This is a genomic window from Bradyrhizobium sp. 190, from assembly GCF_023073415.1.
GTDB lineage: Bacteria > Pseudomonadota > Alphaproteobacteria > Rhizobiales > Xanthobacteraceae > Bradyrhizobium.
The window spans coordinates 60,094-75,062 of the sequence record NZ_JADPJL010000047.1; the positions used below are offsets into that span (position 1 = coordinate 60,094).

Sequence of the window (14,969 nt, forward strand, 5' to 3'; positions counted from 1 at the left end):
CGGCGCGGTTGAGCAGATCTTCGCCGGAGGGGTGGGCGACGCTGTGCCGATCAATAATGGAAACGCGAGAAATGGATCGCTGTTCGTAGCACCACCAGTCCGGCGAGCAGCCCTCCTACCGAAAGCATCGCAAGCGCGCCCAGGCAGAATTTCTTGACTGTTGCCAACTGCCCGCCCGCATTGGCTTGTTGTAGTAGGGCACCACCGACAACACGGCATCTGCGCCGGCGCGCTTGGCCCGCATCGTCAACTCGATCGCGCGGTCGGTCGAATTGGATCCTGCGCCCGCAATGATGCGGGCGCGGCCTCGCGCGGTCTTGGCGGCGCAGCGAATAAGACGAAGCCTTTCTGTAGCCGTCAGCGTCGGGGCCTCGCCGGCAGTCTCGCCGACGACGATGGCCGAGGCACCAGCGTTGATCTGTCGCTCGCACAGCGCCGCGAAAGCGTCGAGATCGAGTTCGCCATCTTCGTCGAACGGGGTCGGAAGGTCGGCTATGTAGCCGGTAAGCCAACTTGCCGGGTTTGCCAATGCGGTCATCGCGGTTCAGGAAGTCCGGCCGAATTCGATACGGCTGCCGGCGGATCGATCGGCGGGGCATCGGCTGTCATGCATGTTGAGTTCGATTTCGCGCGACAATTCGATGACGGTCTCCGGGTGATGTCCGTTCTCGAACAGCGCGTATTTCAGCGCCTGGGCGCGATTGACGAACAGGCCGCCATAGAGGCCGTTCTGCTCCTGGGCGACCCACTGGCCGCGCCGGTTCCGGCCGATAAAGACGATGGTTGACGCGGCGCTGCACGATGGAGGTTCGACGACTTCACGTTGGTATTCCTTCACAAGACGAGGTAGGTGCCCTTGAATATCTTTGCGGATGGATATGAATTCGAGCGGAGTGCGCGAGCGATCTCATAAGGACCGCATAGGATCGCAATCGTTTTTCGGTGATTGGTCAGCCGAGGGCGCGGGTGAGCGCGCAGAGCGCGCCGTAGGCCGCCATCTCGTCCCAATGGTTGAGATCGCGATCGAGAAACCGTTCTTGCCGGATGCCGGCGATCGCGGCGCAGAGGACCGTGGCCATCCAGAATAGCGCCATCAGGCTTTGCTTCAATCCGATGCTGCCGAAGCCGGCGAAGGCGACCAGGACGAGCAGGCGGAGGCCAAACCGGACCAGGACCTGGGTCGATCGCAGTCGTTGCGGCAGGTTCGGCCAATGCTGCACGGAGGCCTCGCGTCAGGCGAAGTTGTCGGTGCAGACCGGCTGATACGACGTCGTCGCTTCCTGCGGCACGGCCGGGACGCTGGTCCGGCTCCGCGGCGTGCTGATGCGCCGGGCTTCGACGAAGGCGGTCAGGATCGCCAGCGCCAGGTCGGCGTGGCGGGCTTCAACCGATTGATCGAGCCAGTCGGGCAGCTCGCGCTGGCGCGACAGCGCGCAGTACCATTCGCCGTCGTCATAGGCGAGGCGGCGGATCTGCCATTGCGGCAGCTCCAGATCGATCAGCGCGAGCGCAGCGTCGGTCCATGCCTGCGGCTCGATCAGCCGCTCAATGCGGGCGGTCTTGCTGCTTTGACCGCTGGATGGAAAGCGGCGGCAGGTAGCGCGGATAATGTCGGACAGGAATTCGGCCGTGACGCGACCGGCGTCGCGAAGCCGGTCGCCGAGTTCGGCGGGGGCTTGCTGTTCTAATAGGAGTGACATGGCGTGATCTCGCTTATGGTGCGGCTGCCACTGCAACCGCGTCCCCAAACTGGCGATAACGCCATTTGAAAACGAGAGGAGGCGAGGGGCGGAGATATAGGGGGTTCATAAGGAAAGTGCCTGTCGTCCCTGCGAAAGCAGGGACCCCCGCGTGAGCGCTCCGCGCTCATCGCGATACCGCGTTGCTCTCTCGATAGGGCAGGGCGGCTGAGGATCTCCGCAAAAATGGCCTTCGGTGGCTGTGGGTCCCTGCTTTCGCAGGGACGACGGCGGGATCTTTATGAGAATCCTATAACGTCGCTATCCCTCCCGTCTCGAAAACCTATGCGCCCGGTGGCACCTCAGCCCGGTAAAGACGCGAAAACTCGTCCATTCGGTTCGCGGATCACGTCGCACAGGAACATTCCCATGTTGGACATTGTCATGCTGGCGCTCGCGCTCGGCTTCTTCGTGGCAGGCATCGGCTACGCCTATGCTTGCGAACGGCTCTAGAGGAGCAAGGCCATGATCTTCGATTACTCGCTTGCCGGTCTCGTCTCGCTAGGTCTGCTGTTCTACCTGACCTACGCATTGCTGCGGCCCGAGCGCTTCTGAGCCCGCCATGCTTACGCTGGTCGAAGTCGTCCTGGCGTTTGTCGTGACCTCCGCGCTTCTGATCGCGTTCATTCGCCTGCTGCTGCCTACAAGAAAATTCTGAAGGATTCCCGACAATGACCGTCATCGGCTGGATTCAAATTCTCCTGTACTGCGCGATCGTGATCGCGCTGGTCAAACCGCTCGGCTGGTACATGACCCGCGTCTTCAACGGCGAACCCACCTTTCTGTCCCCGGTGCTGCGCCCGGTCGAACGCGGGCTGTACTGGATCGGTGGCGTCGACGAAAAGCGTGAGCAGCACTGGCTGACCTATACGGTCGCGATGCTGCTGTTCCATGTCGGCGGCTTCCTCATCATTTATGGGCTGATGCGGCTGCAGGCGCTGTTGCCGTTTAATCCGGCGGAGCAATCCGCCGTCGCCCCGGATCTGTCCTTCAACACGGCGATCTCCTTCCTCACCAACACCAACTGGCAGAACTACGGCGGCGAGAGCACGCTGTCATATCTGACGCAGATGGTCGGTCTCACGCACCAGAATTTTCTGTCGGCCGCGACCGGCATTGCGCTCGCGGTGGCGCTGATCCGCGGCTTCTCCCGCTCCTCGATGCGCACCATCGGAAATTTCTGGGTCGATGTGACACGCTGCGCTCTCTATGTCTTGCTGCCGATCTGCATCGTCTACTCGCTGTTCCTGGTCTGGCAGGGCATGCCGCAGACGCTCGGGGCCTATGTCGAGGCGACGACGCTGGAAGGTGCCAAGCAGACCATCGCGGTCGGGCCGGTCGCATCGCAGGTCGCCATCAAAATGCTCGGCACCAATGGCGGCGGCTTCTTCAACGCCAATGCTGCGCATCCCTTCGAAAACCCGACCGCGCTGTCGAATTTCGTGCAGATGATCTCGATCTTCACGCTTGGCGCGGCGCTGACTAACGTGTTCGGCCGCATGGTCGGCAACCAGCGGCAGGGCTGGGCGATCCTTGCCGTGATGGGCGTGCTGTTCCTGTCGGGTGTGGCTGTCACCTATTGGGCCGAGGCCAACGGCACCTCAACGCTTGCCTCGCTCGGGCTGTCCGGCGGCAACATGGAAGGTAAGGAAGTCCGCTTCGGGATCGTTGCCTCCTCACTCTTCGCCGTCATCACCACGGCGGCCTCGTGCGGCGCGGTCAACGCCATGCATGACAGCTTCACCGCGCTCGGCGGCATGATCCCGCTGATCAACATGCAGCTCGGCGAAATCATCGTCGGCGGTGTCGGCGCCGGGCTTTACGGCATGCTGCTGTTCGTGGTGCTGGCGATCTTCGTCGCCGGTCTGATGGTCGGCCGCACGCCGGAATACGTCGGCAAGAAGATCGAGGCGCGCGAGGTCAAGATGGCGATGCTTGCCATTCTGATACTGCCGCTGATGTATCTCGGCTGGACCGCGGTCGCCGTGGTGCTGCCGTCGGCGGTGGCCTCGATGGCCAATGCCGGCCCGCATGGCTTTACCGAGGTGCTCTACGCCTTCACCTCGGCGACCGGCAATAACGGCTCGGCCTTCGGAGGCCTGACCGGCAACACCTTATTCTACAATCTGACGCTCGCCAGTTCGATGTTCGTCGGCCGCTTCTTCATGATCGTACCGGCGATGGCGCTGGCGGGCTCGCTTGCCGCCAAGAAGTCGATCCCGCCGTCGGCCGGCACGCTGCCGACCACCGGTGGCCTTTTCGTTGGTCTCGTCGTCGGCGTGATCCTGATCATTGGTGGGCTCACCTTCTTCCCGGCGCTGGCGCTCGGGCCGATCGTCGAGCACCTCGCAATGAATGCCAACACCCTGTTCTGATCGATTCCTCTTCGGAGTTTACGTCCATGGAAGCCATGAAACTGCAGAAGAAGGTGACGGCGTCGGCGATGCTCGACCCCAAGATCCTGGTACCTGCGATCAAATCGGCCTTCGTCAAGCTCGACCCGCGCCTGATGATCAAGAGCCCCGTCATGTTCGTGGTCGAGATCGTGGCAGCGCTGACCACGGTTATTTTCCTGCGCGACCTCGTCACCGGCGGTGCAAATCTCGGATTCACGTTCCAGATCATCCTGTGGCTGTGGTTCACGGTGCTGTTCGCCAATTTCGCCGAAGCCGTCGCCGAAGGCCGCGGCAAGGCGCAGGCCGAGTCGCTGAAGAAGACACGCACCGAGAGCCAAGCCAAGCTGCTGACGGGATCGGACAAGACCTTTCGTCTGGTGCCGGGCACCGCGCTCAAGGTCGGCGATATCGTGCTGGTCGAGGCCGGCGACAACATCCCCTCCGACGGCGAGGTGATCGAAGGCGTTGCCTCCGTCAACGAGGCCGCGATCACGGGTGAATCCGCGCCCGTGATCCGCGAGTCCGGCGGTGACCGCTCGGCGGTGACCGGCGGCACGCAGGTATTATCGGACTGGATCCGCGTCCGCATCACCGCGGCGCAAGGCTCGACCTTCATCGACCGCATGATCAAGCTGGTGGAGGGCGCCGAGCGGCAGAAGACGCCGAACGAGATCGCGCTCAACATCCTGCTCGCGGGGCTCACCATCATCTTCGTGTTCGCCACCGTAACGATCCCGAGCTATGCGGCCTATGCCGGCGGCTCGATTTCGGTGGTGGTGCTGGTGGCGCTGTTCGTGACGCTGATCCCGACCACCATCGGCGCGCTGTTATCCGCGATCGGCATTGCGGGCATGGACCGTCTGGTGCGCTTCAACGTGTTGGCGATGTCAGGCCGCGCGGTCGAGGCCGCCGGCGACGTCGATACGCTGCTGCTGGACAAGACCGGCACCATCACCCTCGGCAACCGGCAGGCGACGGCGTTTCGTCCCGTCCGTGGCGTCACCGAGCAGGAACTGGCGGATGCGGCACAGCTCGCCTCGCTTGCCGACGAGACGCCGGAAGGCCGTTCGATTGTCGTGCTGGCGAAAGAGAAATACGGCATCCGTGGCCGCGACATGAAGGAGCTCAATGCCACCTTCATTCCTTTCACCGCGCAAACCCGCATGAGCGGCATCGATGCCGGCTCTTCCTCCGTCCGCAAGGGCGCCGTGGACGCGATCCTGACCCATGTCGATGGCGGCGGCGCAGTTCGCACGGTAGCCTCGGGGAATGCCGTGCGTGCCTTGCAATCGGGCGTCATGTCGGAAGCGGGACGCGAGGTCCAGGCAATCGCCGACGATATCTCCAAAGCTGGCGGCACGCCGCTGGCGGTCGCCAAAGACGGCCGCCTGCTTGGCGTCGTGCACCTGAAGGACATCGTCAAGGGCGGCATCCGCGAGCGCTTTGCTGAGCTGCGCCGGATGGGCATCCGCACCGTAATGATCACCGGCGACAACCCGATGACGGCAGCCGCCATCGCCGCCGAAGCCGGCGTCGACGATTTCCTGGCGCAGGCGACACCGGAAGACAAGCTGAAGCTGATCCGCGACGAGCAGGCCAAGGGCAAATTGGTCGCGATGTGCGGCGACGGCACCAACGACGCCCCGGCGCTGGCGCAGGCCGATGTCGGCGTCGCCATGAATACCGGCACGCAGGCTGCGCGCGAGGCCGGCAACATGGTCGACCTCGATTCCAACCCCACCAAGCTGATCGAGGTGGTCGAGATCGGCAAGCAGTTGTTGATGACGCGTGGCGCGCTGACCACGTTCTCGATCGCCAATGACGTCGCAAAATATTTCGCCATCATCCCGGCAATGTTTCTGGCGTTCTATCCGCAGCTCGAGGTGCTCAACGTCATGCATCTAGCCAGCCCGCAGAGCGCGATCCTGTCGGCGATCATCTTCAATGCGCTGATCATCATCGCGCTGATTCCGCTGGCGCTGAAAGGCGTGGCATACCGCGCCGTCGGCGCTGGCGCGTTGTTGCGCCGTAACCTGCTGATCTACGGCCTCGGCGGCATCATCGTTCCCTTCATCGGCATCAAGGCCATCGACCTCGCGGCCGCGGCCTTGGGCCTGGCCTAACCCCGTCATTGCGAGCGAAGCGAAGCAATCCATCTCACCACACGAAGAAAAGCTGGATTGCTTCGTCGCTTCGCTCCCTTGCGCAAACGCTTCACGTTTGTCGCAGGCAATGACAGAGAACTAAGTAGACATACAATGCTCAGAGAAATTCGCCCCGCCATCCTCATCCTGCTTTTGCTTACGGCCATTACCGGCCTTGCCTATCCGCTTGCCATGACCGCGATTGCCGGCGCGATCTTTCCGAAGCAGGCGCAAGGCAGCCTGATCGAGAAGGACGGCAAGGTCGTCGGCTCCGCGCTGATCGGGCAGGAGTTCAAGACCGAAAAATATTTCCACGGCCGCCCGTCAGCGACCTCGGCGCCGGACCCGGCCGATTCCACCAAGACGGTCTCCGCGCCCTATAACGCCGCCAATTCCGGCGGCTCCAATCTCGGTCCCACCAGCAAGGCGCTGGCCGACCGGATCAAGGAAGACGTCGAGAAACTGAAGGCCGAAAACCCGTCCGCCGCCGTGCCGGTTGATCTCGTCACCACCTCCGGCAGTGGGCTCGATCCCGATATCTCGCCTGAGGGTGCGCTATTCCAGGTCTCGCGGGTGGCAAAGGCCCGCAACCTTCCGGAAGCCCGGGTCCGCCAGCTGGTCACGGAGCACATCCAGGGCCGCATGGCAGGATTGCTCGGCGAACCCCGCGTTAACGTATTGGCGTTGAATTTGGCATTGGACGAGGCTTCAAAATGAGACCCGCTAGGCCAGCCGAGGGGTGAGGGCTATATTGCTGCATGGTCCAAACCCGCCGCGACCCTGAACAGCGTCCTTCGCCGGAAGCCCTCCTGGAAGCGGCCCGGCGCGAGGACAGCCGCGCGGGACGGCTCAAGATCTTCGTCGGCGCCGCCCCCGGCGTCGGCAAGACCTACGAAATGCTGCAGAGCGCCCATGCCAGGAAGAAGGCCGGTGCCGATGTTGTCGTTGGCGTGGTCGAGACCCATGGCCGGGCGGAAACCGAGGCGCTTCTGAAGGGCCTCGAAGTGTTGCCGCGCAGGCGGCTCGCCTACAAGGAGCAGACGCTCGAGGAGATGGACCTCGACGCGCTGATCGCGCGGCGGCCGCAGATCGCGCTGGTCGACGAACTCGCCCATACCAACGCCCCGGGCAGCCGTCATCCCAAACGCTATCTCGACGTCGAGGAATTGCTGTCCCATGGCATCGACGTCTATACGGCCGTCAACATCCAGCACATCGAAAGCCTCAACGATGTGGTCGCGCAGATCACGCATGTGCGGGTGCGCGAGACCGTGCCGGACAAGGTGTTCGATCGCGCCGACGCCATCGAGCTGATCGACCTCACACCCGACGACCTGATCCAGCGGCTGAAGGAGGGCAAGGTCTATGTCCCCAAGCAGGCCGAGCGCGCGCTGGAGCATTATTTCTCGCCGGGCAATCTGACCGCGCTGCGCGAGCTGGCGCTGCGGCGTACTGCCGAACGGGTCGACGAGCAGTTGCTCACCCACATGCAGGCCAACGCCATCGACGGACCCTGGGCCGCTGGTGAGCGCATCCTGGTCTGCGTCAGCGAGGACCCGCGGGCGGCCGGGCTGGTGCGCTACACCAAGCGGCTGGCGGACCGGCTGCATGCGCAATGGACGGCGATCAGCATCGAGACGCGGCGCAGCCTGCAACTGACCGACGAGCAGCGTGACCGGCTGGCGGACACCATGCGGCTCGCCGAAGCGCTCGGGGCTGAGGCGCTGACCATCCCCGGCGTCGGCCGCCGCATTGCCGATGACGTTATCCATTTTGCGCACGCCAACAACGTCACGCAGATCATCATCGGCAAGTCGACGCGCTCGTGGTGGTTCGAGTTGACGCGCGGTTCTGTCGTGCACGATCTGGTGCGGCGTGCCGGCAACATCAGCGTCCACGTTATCGCCGGCGACGAGGAGAGAGTTGCGAAAACGGCGGTGCAGACCGCGGCGCGGCAGGAAGCTTTCAATCCGCGGCCCTATATGATGGCGCTGCTGTTCGTTGCGATCGGTCTTGCCGCCGCTACGTTGATCCGGCCCATGTTCGGCGGCATCGAGAACGTCGATCTGGTGTTTCTGACCGCGGTGGTCGCTGTCGCCGCGCGCTTCGGCCTTTGGCCATCGCTGTTAGCGAGCGTTGCGGCGTCGTTGTGCTACAATTTCTTCTTCCTGCCGCCGGTCTATACCTTCACCATCACCGATCCCACCAATGTCGCGGCGTTCTTTTTCTTCATGCTGATTGCGTTGCTCGTTTCCAACGTCGCGGCACGCGTGCGGTCGCAGGCCGATACCGCGATTGGCCGGGTGCGCACCACCGAATCGCTCTATGCCTTCAGCCGCAAGCTGGCCGGCACCGCAACGCTGGATGACGTGCTGTGGGCGACCGCCTACCAGACCGCGTTGATGCTGAAAGTGCGGGTGGTGTTGCTGCTGCCCGAAGAGGGCATGCTCATTGTGAAGTCAGGCTATCCGCCGGAAGATCAGCTCGACCAGGCCGATCTCGCCGCCGCCAACTGGGCCTGGAGCAACGATCGTCCCGCCGGGCGCGGCTCGGACACCTTGCCCGGCGCCAAGCGGCTGTTCCTGCCGATGCGGACCGGACGCGGCGCGATCGGCGTCATCGGCATCGACGACGACCGCACTGGCCCCTTGCTGACGCCGGATCAGCGCCGCCTGCTGGATGCGCTGGTCGACCAGGGTGCGCTCGCGATCGAGCGGGTGCTGCTGGTCGAGGACATGGACCGGGTCAAGCGCACGTCGGAATCCGACCGGCTACGCGGCGCGCTCCTGACCTCGATCTCGCATGACCTGAAGACGCCGCTGGCTTCGGTGCTCGGCGCCGCCAGCACCCTGCGCGATCTCGGCGCCGGCCTTAACGAGACGCAGAAGAACGAACTGCTCGCTACCATGATCGACGAATCCGAGCGGCTCAACCGTTTCATCGCCAACCTGCTCGACATGACCAAGCTCGAATCTGGCGCGATCGTCCCCAACACCGCGCGGCATGATATCGGCGAGATTGTCGGCAGCGCCTTGCGCCGCGCCGGCAAGATCCTCGTGCGTCACAAGGTGTCGCTGGAACTCAGCCCCAATCTGCCGATGCTGGAGCTCGATGCCGTGCTGTTCGAACAGGTGCTGTTCAACCTGCTCGACAACGCCGCCAAATACGCGCCGGCCGATACGACGATATCGATCAGGGGCGTGCGGGATCGGGAGTCGGTGCTGCTGCAGATCGTGGACGAGGGGCACGGCATTCCGCAGGCCGAACTGGAAAGTGTGTTCGACAAGTTCTATCGCGCGCAGAAGGGCGACCATGTCCGTCCGGGAACGGGTCTTGGTCTGGCGATCTCCCGCGGTTTCGTCGAGGCCATGCACGGTACGATCTCGGCCGCCAACCGCGCCGATCGCAGCGGCGCGGTAATAGCCATTCGGCTACCGGTACCGGCCACCGACAGCGCACTGGATACCGCCGCATGAACGCGTCCCCGATCAAGGTTCTGGTCATCGACGACGAGCCGCCGATCCGCAAGCTGTTGCGGATGGGGTTGAGCACGCAAGGCTACGACATTCTGGAAGCCTCCAACGGCAAGATCGCGCTGGAGAAGCTAGCCGAGGGACCGGCGCTGATCATCCTCGACCTGGGCCTGCCCGATATCCAGGGACATGATTTGCTGCGCATGATCCGTGGCCGCAATGAGAGCGTGCCGATCGTGGTGCTGTCGAGCCGCGGCGACGAGGCCGGCAAGGTGCAGGCGCTCGACCTCGGCGCCGACGATTATCTGACAAAACCGTTCGGCATGGACGAATTGCTGGCGCGGATGCGCGCGGCGCTGCGGCACCAATTGCAGGTGCAGGGCGAACGGCCGGTGTTTCGATCAGGCGATCTGTCCGTCGATCTGGTGCGCCGCATCGTCAAGACCGGCGAGCGCGAGGTGAAACTCTCGCCGAAAGAATATGAATTGCTGCGGGTGCTGGTGCAGCATGCCGGCAAGGTGCTGACCCATCGCTTTCTGTTGAAGGAGCTGTGGGACGAACTGACGGATGCGCAATATCTGCGCGTCTACGTTCGCCAGCTTCGACAGAAGATCGAAACCGATCCGGAGCGTCCGCAATTCGTGCTGACCGAGACCGGGATCGGCTACCGGTTGCGTGCGCCAGACTAAGCTGGCTTCTGGATCATGATCGGCATCGCTGCGCGGGACAGGCGGAAGCTAGAACCACGGCTCCTCATATGCCGGTTTGCCATCGATCAGGAGTCGCTTGATGGCGGCGCGTCCTGACGGCAGGACTGCCGCAACCACCGTCAGCTTGCTCTGATTGCGGAGCTGTTCGAGCTTGAGACCCTCACCTTCGGGGACGAAATAGCTCTCGAGATTGTAGCGAATCCGCAGCTTGTCGCAGAAGGCGCGCCCACTTGATTTGCAGGTGGCGCCATCGGCGACGCGGCCGCGGATCAGCACCTCGGGACTGGTAACCGCGACGGGTTCGGCATGTACCGAGACCGCTTGGTAGAGCCCGTCGCGATCAGGCGCGAGTTTTACGTACACCATCGGGTTGCGTGCACCGGTTGGCTGGTCCAAGAGCTTGCCTGCCGGCAATTGCGAAATGTCGTAGCCGAGGACAACATAGTCACCGCGCAGGAGATCGCGCGGATCGACAGGGCGGGTCTGCAGGGTTACTTCCGTTCCTTCGCGCAGAATTTGCACGCGATCGATGATCATCACCGTCAGGAGCGCGATCTGAATGAGGGCGGCAGCGCCGAACAGAACGGGCTTGGGGATACGTGCCAATCGTGCAGCGAGAGATGTTGCGGAGGCATTGATCATTCGCGGGTTCTCGGCAGCAAGCGATTCAGGACCAAAGCAAGCGCAACAGCGACAAGCCCGGCCGCGGCGAGGAACATTGAGCGGTGCAATAGCGAACCCTCCACCGTCCATGTGATTGCCGCGATAACGCCGGCGATCCCGAGCCAGCCGGCGACGATCCGCGGGCGCGCAGTATCAAGCATGGCGGAGGCGACAAGGCAGATCATGGCGCAGAGCACCAGGGCGTATGCGCGCCATGGCTCCCCCGCGTACGGCGGCGTCCAGACTGCTGATGCGAGAAGGACCAACCCAATCGCACTTGCGGCAAAGGCCGCGCCGGCCCGACGCGTCGTCGCCGCCGCTCCAAAGGCGAAGATTGCTCCTGCGATGCCGCATGAAATCGCCCAAAGCGGGTGGCTTACGACGTCGGCGTGGGCACGGAAAGCTTCGTTGGCCGTTGCCGCCTCCAGAATGGCGACGCCGGCTAACGATAAAGCCCCATAGGTCGACAGGACGGCTCCGGCGGAAGATGCCCTCTGCCATGGCGCCACGGCAAGGGCTAATCCCGCACCGAACAGCAGGGCTGCGCCGTCGGCGAGAACGTATGGCGATGCGGGGTCGGCGAGAAGCGCTGTCGCGAACCACCAGGGAAGCGCGGCCAGCGCGACGAGGTGGGCCGCCACGCGCGAGTTCCAGGCGAGCGCAAGGCCGCCGGCAGTGAGCCAGATCACCACGAACGAAAGATGCGGCGCGTCATGAGTTTCATAGACGCGCATGTTGCTCCATATGCACGCCGCCACCAGCGCAACCGCGAGCGCGCCACGCGAGCCGGTAAGCGCCGCTGCCACAAGCGCGCCTATCGCCCACAGCAGCATGCCGCCCGCAAAGTCCCCACCCAGATGATACATCTGGCCAACCAGGGCGATCGCGGCACCAAAGACGATCGCGCCCACGCTTGCGCAGAGGTCGGCGAGGACGGGCTGGCCCGCACGGGCGAACCAGGCGCCGAGGCCATGGGCACTGACGATGCCGGCAAGCAGAATTGCCAAACGCAACAGGCGTGCGAGTTCTATCCAATGGGCAGCAACGAAAGCCAGAAACGAAGCTGCGATCAGCAGCCCGCCGACGATGGCTACCACCACCGCGATGTTGATGCCGGGCGCGAGCGGCGGAAGTGTAACGCGGATCGCGGCGAGGGCTGCAGGCGTGATCACGCCATCGGCCTCCCATCGCGCAAGGTCAGCTTCGAGGCGCTGCCGATAGGCCCGGTCCAACATCATCGTGATTTACCGGGCCGTGCGCCGGCCGGCGTCAAGGCAGGTCAGGTGGCGGGCGACACCCTGGCGCGGTGCCTCCAGCTTCAAGATCAATTTCAGGCACGGCATTGATGATTCCCCAGTCGCTGGCCAACCTATCACCGTTCCGGTTGCATTGGAACAGCGCGTCGCCCGTCCGCAATGCGTGCTGAGGCAGACCGGCATCGGCTACCGGTTGCGCGCGCCGGATTGATTAGACCGCGACGGTGGTCGCGTCCCCGGTTCATCGTGCGGGTCAGCTTGCCCCATGCGATGCAACCGTAAAGTGGTATGCTCAATTGCGGGATTTGATCCAGACTGAGCTCGCGCGCGCAGGAAACTCAGGCAGGAGGAAGCACTGATATGGCTGAGAGCGTCATGTATCACGAAGGCAATCGGCAATTGCAGGATCAGTTCGACAGCCGCCGGATTTCGGATCGGCTGGAAGAGAAGCTGATGCGCAAGGAATTTTCGGCTGACGACAAGCAGTTCATCGAAAGCCTTCCTTACTTCTTCCTGGCGACGGCTGACGCCGGGGGCCGGCCCGATTGCTCGTTCAAGGGCGGTGCGCCGGGCTTTGTGCGCATCACCGGGCCTTCCGAGATCGCATTTCCGGACTATGACGGAAACGGCATGTTCAAGAGTCTCGGCAACATTGTCGCCAATGCCGATGTCGGCCTGCTGTTCATCGCCATGCACGACAAGCCGCGCCGCTTGCGCGTCAACGGCAGCGCCTGGGTGAGCGACAACGATCCGCTGCTGGCGGAGACCGTCGGCGCGCAGCTCATCGTTCGCGTTGCCGCGCGCGCGATCTTCCCGAACTGTCCGCGCTACATTCCGACGATGAGTTCGATCGAACCATCAATCTATGTGCCGCTCGCCGGACAGGATGCGCCGGAGCCGGCGTGGAAGGGCTTTGCGGATTTCAAGGACTGCATCCATCCAAGGCAACCGACATTCAAGGGGTGAGGACGGCAACAGCACGCCGGCAACGTGCTGACCCCATCGCTTCCTGCTCAAAGAGCTGTGGGAGAGCTGACCGACGCGCAATATCTGCGCGTCTATGTCCGCCAGCTCCGCCAGAAGATCGAAGCCGCCCCCGAGCGCCCGCAGTACCGAAACTCTAGGCCGGGACGACGAGTTGCGCGCGTGGTGAGGCAAGCCCTTCCCGAAGTCGAACTTCCGTTCCCCAACGAACGGGTGGCTATTCGATGAAGCCGGCCAGTCTCGGCAGCCACAGGCTGATGCTCGGGAAATAAATGCACAGCATCAAGCCGAGTGCCTGAAGCGCGACGAACGGATACATGGCCGTGAACACGTCGTTCATGGTGACGCCCGGCGGCGCCGTGCCCTTCATGTAGAACAGCGTCGCCCCGAACGGCGGCGTCATGAACGCGGTCTGCAGATTGACCGCAACCAGCGTGCCGAACCAGGTCATCAGGGCAGCGTTGTTGCCGATGTGGTCGGAAAAGTCGTACCTCAACAGGATCGGACCGAACACCGGCAGGACGATCAGGCAGATCTCGATCCACTCGAACGGGAAGCCGAGCAGGAAGATCAGAACCATGATGAAGCCGAGCATTTCCCACTTGGTATCGATGCCGAAATGGGTGAGCGTCGAGATCATCAGGTCGTCGCCACCGAGCACCCGGAACACGTAGGAGAAGCCGGTTGCGCCGAGGAAGATCAGGAACACGAGGCCGTTGGCGCGGCAGGAGGCATAGATCGCCTCGTTCATCATCTTGAACGTCATGCGCCGGTTCAGCGCGGCGATGAACATGGAGCCGAGCACGCCGACGGCACCGCTCTCCGTGGGCGTGGCCCAGCCGGCGAAGATCGAGCCGAGCACGATCACCAGCAGTGCCGTCATCGGGAACAGGCCCCGCCAGAGCGCGTACCAGAACGCACTGCGGGTCTGTGGCCCGTAACCGGGCGGCAGCTTCGGCGCGGCGCCCGGCCAGAAGATTGCGACGAGCACGATATAGACGAGGTAGAGGCCGGAGAGCAGGAAGCCCGGCATGATGGCGGCGAGAAACAGATTGCCTGCCGAGGTCGCCAGCATCTCCGCCATCACCACCAGCATGATGGCCGGCGGAATCAGGATGCCGAGCGTTCCGGCCGAGGCGATGGTGCCGATGGCAAGCCGCTTGTCGTAGCCCGCGGCTATCATCTGCGGCAGGGCGATCACCGACAGCGTGATGACAGCCGCGCCGACCACGCCGATCGGCGCCGCCAGGATCGTGCCCATCACCATCACGGACACCGCCAGCGCGCCCGGACACCGCTTGAGCAGGACCTCGGTTGCGTCCAGCATGTCCTTGGCGGAGCCCGATCGCTCCAGGATCGCGCCCATGAAGATGAACATGGGGATCGACGCCAGCACCGGATCGTTGGCGACCCCGCCCCACATGCGCAGTACGATATCGGACAGGCCGATCAGGTTGAAGGTGCCGAGCCAGGCGCCGAAGACGGCAAAGGCGAGCGCCAGTCCGCCCATGATGAACGCGACCGGGTAGCCGGTGAAAATGAAGAAAAACATCGACACGAACATGATCAGAGCGAGATTGTCGGCCAGCCAGTCGAGCACGTTA

Annotated in this window: 14 protein-coding genes and 1 pseudogene; 8 read left to right on the top strand and 7 right to left on the bottom strand. The window is 63.5% G+C overall.

Annotated features, from left to right (window positions below; translation table 11 throughout):
- Positions 1-115: 115 nt before the first annotated feature.
- The 4 genes from IVB22_RS24670 to IVB22_RS24685 form a co-directional block, all read right to left on the bottom strand.
- A complete protein-coding gene (locus IVB22_RS24670) occupies positions 116-538 on the bottom strand; it encodes a dihydrodipicolinate synthase family protein (protein ID WP_308200453.1) in 423 nt (140 codons plus the stop codon).
- A 6-nt stretch (positions 539-544) separates the two neighbouring features.
- Positions 545-838 carry a hypothetical protein gene (locus IVB22_RS24675; RefSeq protein ID WP_247519854.1) on the bottom strand — a complete coding sequence of 98 codons (294 nt, stop codon included), beginning with the start codon at positions 836-838 and terminating at the stop codon, positions 545-547.
- 112 nt (positions 839-950) lie between these two features.
- A complete protein-coding gene (locus IVB22_RS24680) occupies positions 951-1,220 on the bottom strand; it encodes a hypothetical protein (RefSeq protein WP_247519855.1) in 270 nt (89 codons plus the stop codon).
- A gap of 12 nt (positions 1,221-1,232) precedes the next feature.
- On the bottom strand, positions 1,233-1,700 hold the full coding sequence (locus IVB22_RS24685; RefSeq protein ID WP_247519856.1) for a hypothetical protein: 468 nt from the start codon (positions 1,698-1,700) through the stop codon (positions 1,233-1,235).
- Between the two features lie 504 nt (positions 1,701-2,204).
- Between IVB22_RS24685 and IVB22_RS24690 the strand changes: the two genes are divergently transcribed.
- From IVB22_RS24690 to IVB22_RS24715, 6 genes are all read left to right on the top strand, one after another.
- Entirely contained in the window at positions 2,205-2,294 is a 90-nt protein-coding gene (locus tag IVB22_RS24690) for a K(+)-transporting ATPase subunit F (RefSeq protein ID WP_016846764.1), read from the top strand.
- A gap of 116 nt (positions 2,295-2,410) precedes the next feature.
- Positions 2,411-4,114, top strand: a complete 1,704-nt coding sequence (kdpA, locus tag IVB22_RS24695) for a potassium-transporting ATPase subunit KdpA (RefSeq protein WP_247519857.1) — start codon at positions 2,411-2,413, stop codon at positions 4,112-4,114.
- A 26-nt stretch (positions 4,115-4,140) separates the two neighbouring features.
- Positions 4,141-6,258 carry a potassium-transporting ATPase subunit KdpB gene (gene kdpB, locus IVB22_RS24700; RefSeq protein WP_247519858.1) on the top strand — a complete coding sequence of 706 codons (2,118 nt, stop codon included), beginning with the start codon at positions 4,141-4,143 and terminating at the stop codon, positions 6,256-6,258.
- Positions 6,259-6,393: 135 nt separating this feature from the next.
- Positions 6,394-6,996 carry a K(+)-transporting ATPase subunit C gene (locus tag IVB22_RS24705; protein WP_247519859.1) on the top strand — a complete coding sequence of 201 codons (603 nt, stop codon included), beginning with the start codon at positions 6,394-6,396 and terminating at the stop codon, positions 6,994-6,996.
- 41 nt (positions 6,997-7,037) lie between these two features.
- Complete coding sequence (locus IVB22_RS24710; protein WP_247519860.1) at positions 7,038-9,755, top strand: sensor histidine kinase KdpD; 2,718 nt, start codon at positions 7,038-7,040, stop codon at positions 9,753-9,755.
- Positions 9,752-10,441: a response regulator gene (locus IVB22_RS24715; protein WP_247519861.1), complete on the top strand. Its 690-nt coding sequence runs from the start codon at positions 9,752-9,754 to the stop codon at positions 10,439-10,441. Before IVB22_RS24710 ends, IVB22_RS24715 begins: the two co-directional genes overlap by 4 nt.
- 48 nt (positions 10,442-10,489) lie before the next feature.
- Here IVB22_RS24715 and IVB22_RS24720 read toward each other — a convergent pair whose 3' ends face one another.
- The gene (locus tag IVB22_RS24720) at positions 10,490-11,104 is read right to left on the bottom strand and encodes a GDYXXLXY domain-containing protein (RefSeq protein WP_247519862.1); all 615 of its coding nucleotides are present in this window, start codon (positions 11,102-11,104) and stop codon (positions 10,490-10,492) included.
- The gene (locus IVB22_RS24725; RefSeq protein WP_247519863.1) at positions 11,101-12,363 is read right to left on the bottom strand and encodes a DUF2157 domain-containing protein; all 1,263 of its coding nucleotides are present in this window, start codon (positions 12,361-12,363) and stop codon (positions 11,101-11,103) included. The genes IVB22_RS24720 and IVB22_RS24725 overlap by 4 nt, the downstream gene beginning before the upstream one ends.
- Positions 12,364-12,741: 378 nt before the next feature.
- Between IVB22_RS24725 and IVB22_RS24730 the strand changes: the two genes are divergently transcribed.
- Positions 12,742-13,347, top strand: a complete 606-nt coding sequence (locus IVB22_RS24730) for a pyridoxamine 5'-phosphate oxidase family protein (RefSeq protein WP_247519864.1) — start codon at positions 12,742-12,744, stop codon at positions 13,345-13,347.
- A 9-nt stretch (positions 13,348-13,356) separates the two neighbouring features.
- A pseudogene (locus tag IVB22_RS24735) lies at positions 13,357-13,593 on the top strand (helix-turn-helix domain-containing protein); the annotation flags it as partial.
- Here the strand turns inward: IVB22_RS24735 and IVB22_RS24740 are convergent.
- Positions 13,583-14,965 carry a TRAP transporter large permease subunit gene (locus tag IVB22_RS24740; protein ID WP_247519865.1) on the bottom strand — a complete coding sequence of 461 codons (1,383 nt, stop codon included), beginning with the start codon at positions 14,963-14,965 and terminating at the stop codon, positions 13,583-13,585. The pseudogene IVB22_RS24735 and the gene IVB22_RS24740 overlap by 11 nt on opposite strands.
- Positions 14,966-14,969: the final 4 nt, after the last annotated feature.

Bases quoted from the DNA above. Each gene is read 5' to 3' on its own strand.
- IVB22_RS24670 (WP_308200453.1), bottom strand. From the start codon at position 538: ATGACCGCATTGGCAAACCCGGCAAGTTGGCTTACCGGCTACATAGCC.
- IVB22_RS24685 (WP_247519856.1), bottom strand. From the start codon at position 1,700: ATGTCACTCCTATTAGAACAGCAAGCCCCCGCCGAACTCGGCGACCGG.
- IVB22_RS24690 (WP_016846764.1), top strand. From the start codon at position 2,205: ATGATCTTCGATTACTCGCTTGCCGGTCTCGTCTCGCTAGGTCTGCTG.
- kdpA (WP_247519857.1), top strand. From the start codon at position 2,411: ATGACCGTCATCGGCTGGATTCAAATTCTCCTGTACTGCGCGATCGTG.
- kdpB (WP_247519858.1), top strand. From the start codon at position 4,141: ATGGAAGCCATGAAACTGCAGAAGAAGGTGACGGCGTCGGCGATGCTC.
- IVB22_RS24705 (WP_247519859.1), top strand. From the start codon at position 6,394: ATGCTCAGAGAAATTCGCCCCGCCATCCTCATCCTGCTTTTGCTTACG.
- IVB22_RS24710 (WP_247519860.1), top strand. From the start codon at position 7,038: ATGGTCCAAACCCGCCGCGACCCTGAACAGCGTCCTTCGCCGGAAGCC.
- IVB22_RS24715 (WP_247519861.1), top strand. From the start codon at position 9,752: ATGAACGCGTCCCCGATCAAGGTTCTGGTCATCGACGACGAGCCGCCG.
- IVB22_RS24720 (WP_247519862.1), bottom strand. From the start codon at position 11,104: ATGATCAATGCCTCCGCAACATCTCTCGCTGCACGATTGGCACGTATC.
- IVB22_RS24725 (WP_247519863.1), bottom strand. From the start codon at position 12,363: ATGATGTTGGACCGGGCCTATCGGCAGCGCCTCGAAGCTGACCTTGCG.
- IVB22_RS24730 (WP_247519864.1), top strand. From the start codon at position 12,742: ATGGCTGAGAGCGTCATGTATCACGAAGGCAATCGGCAATTGCAGGAT.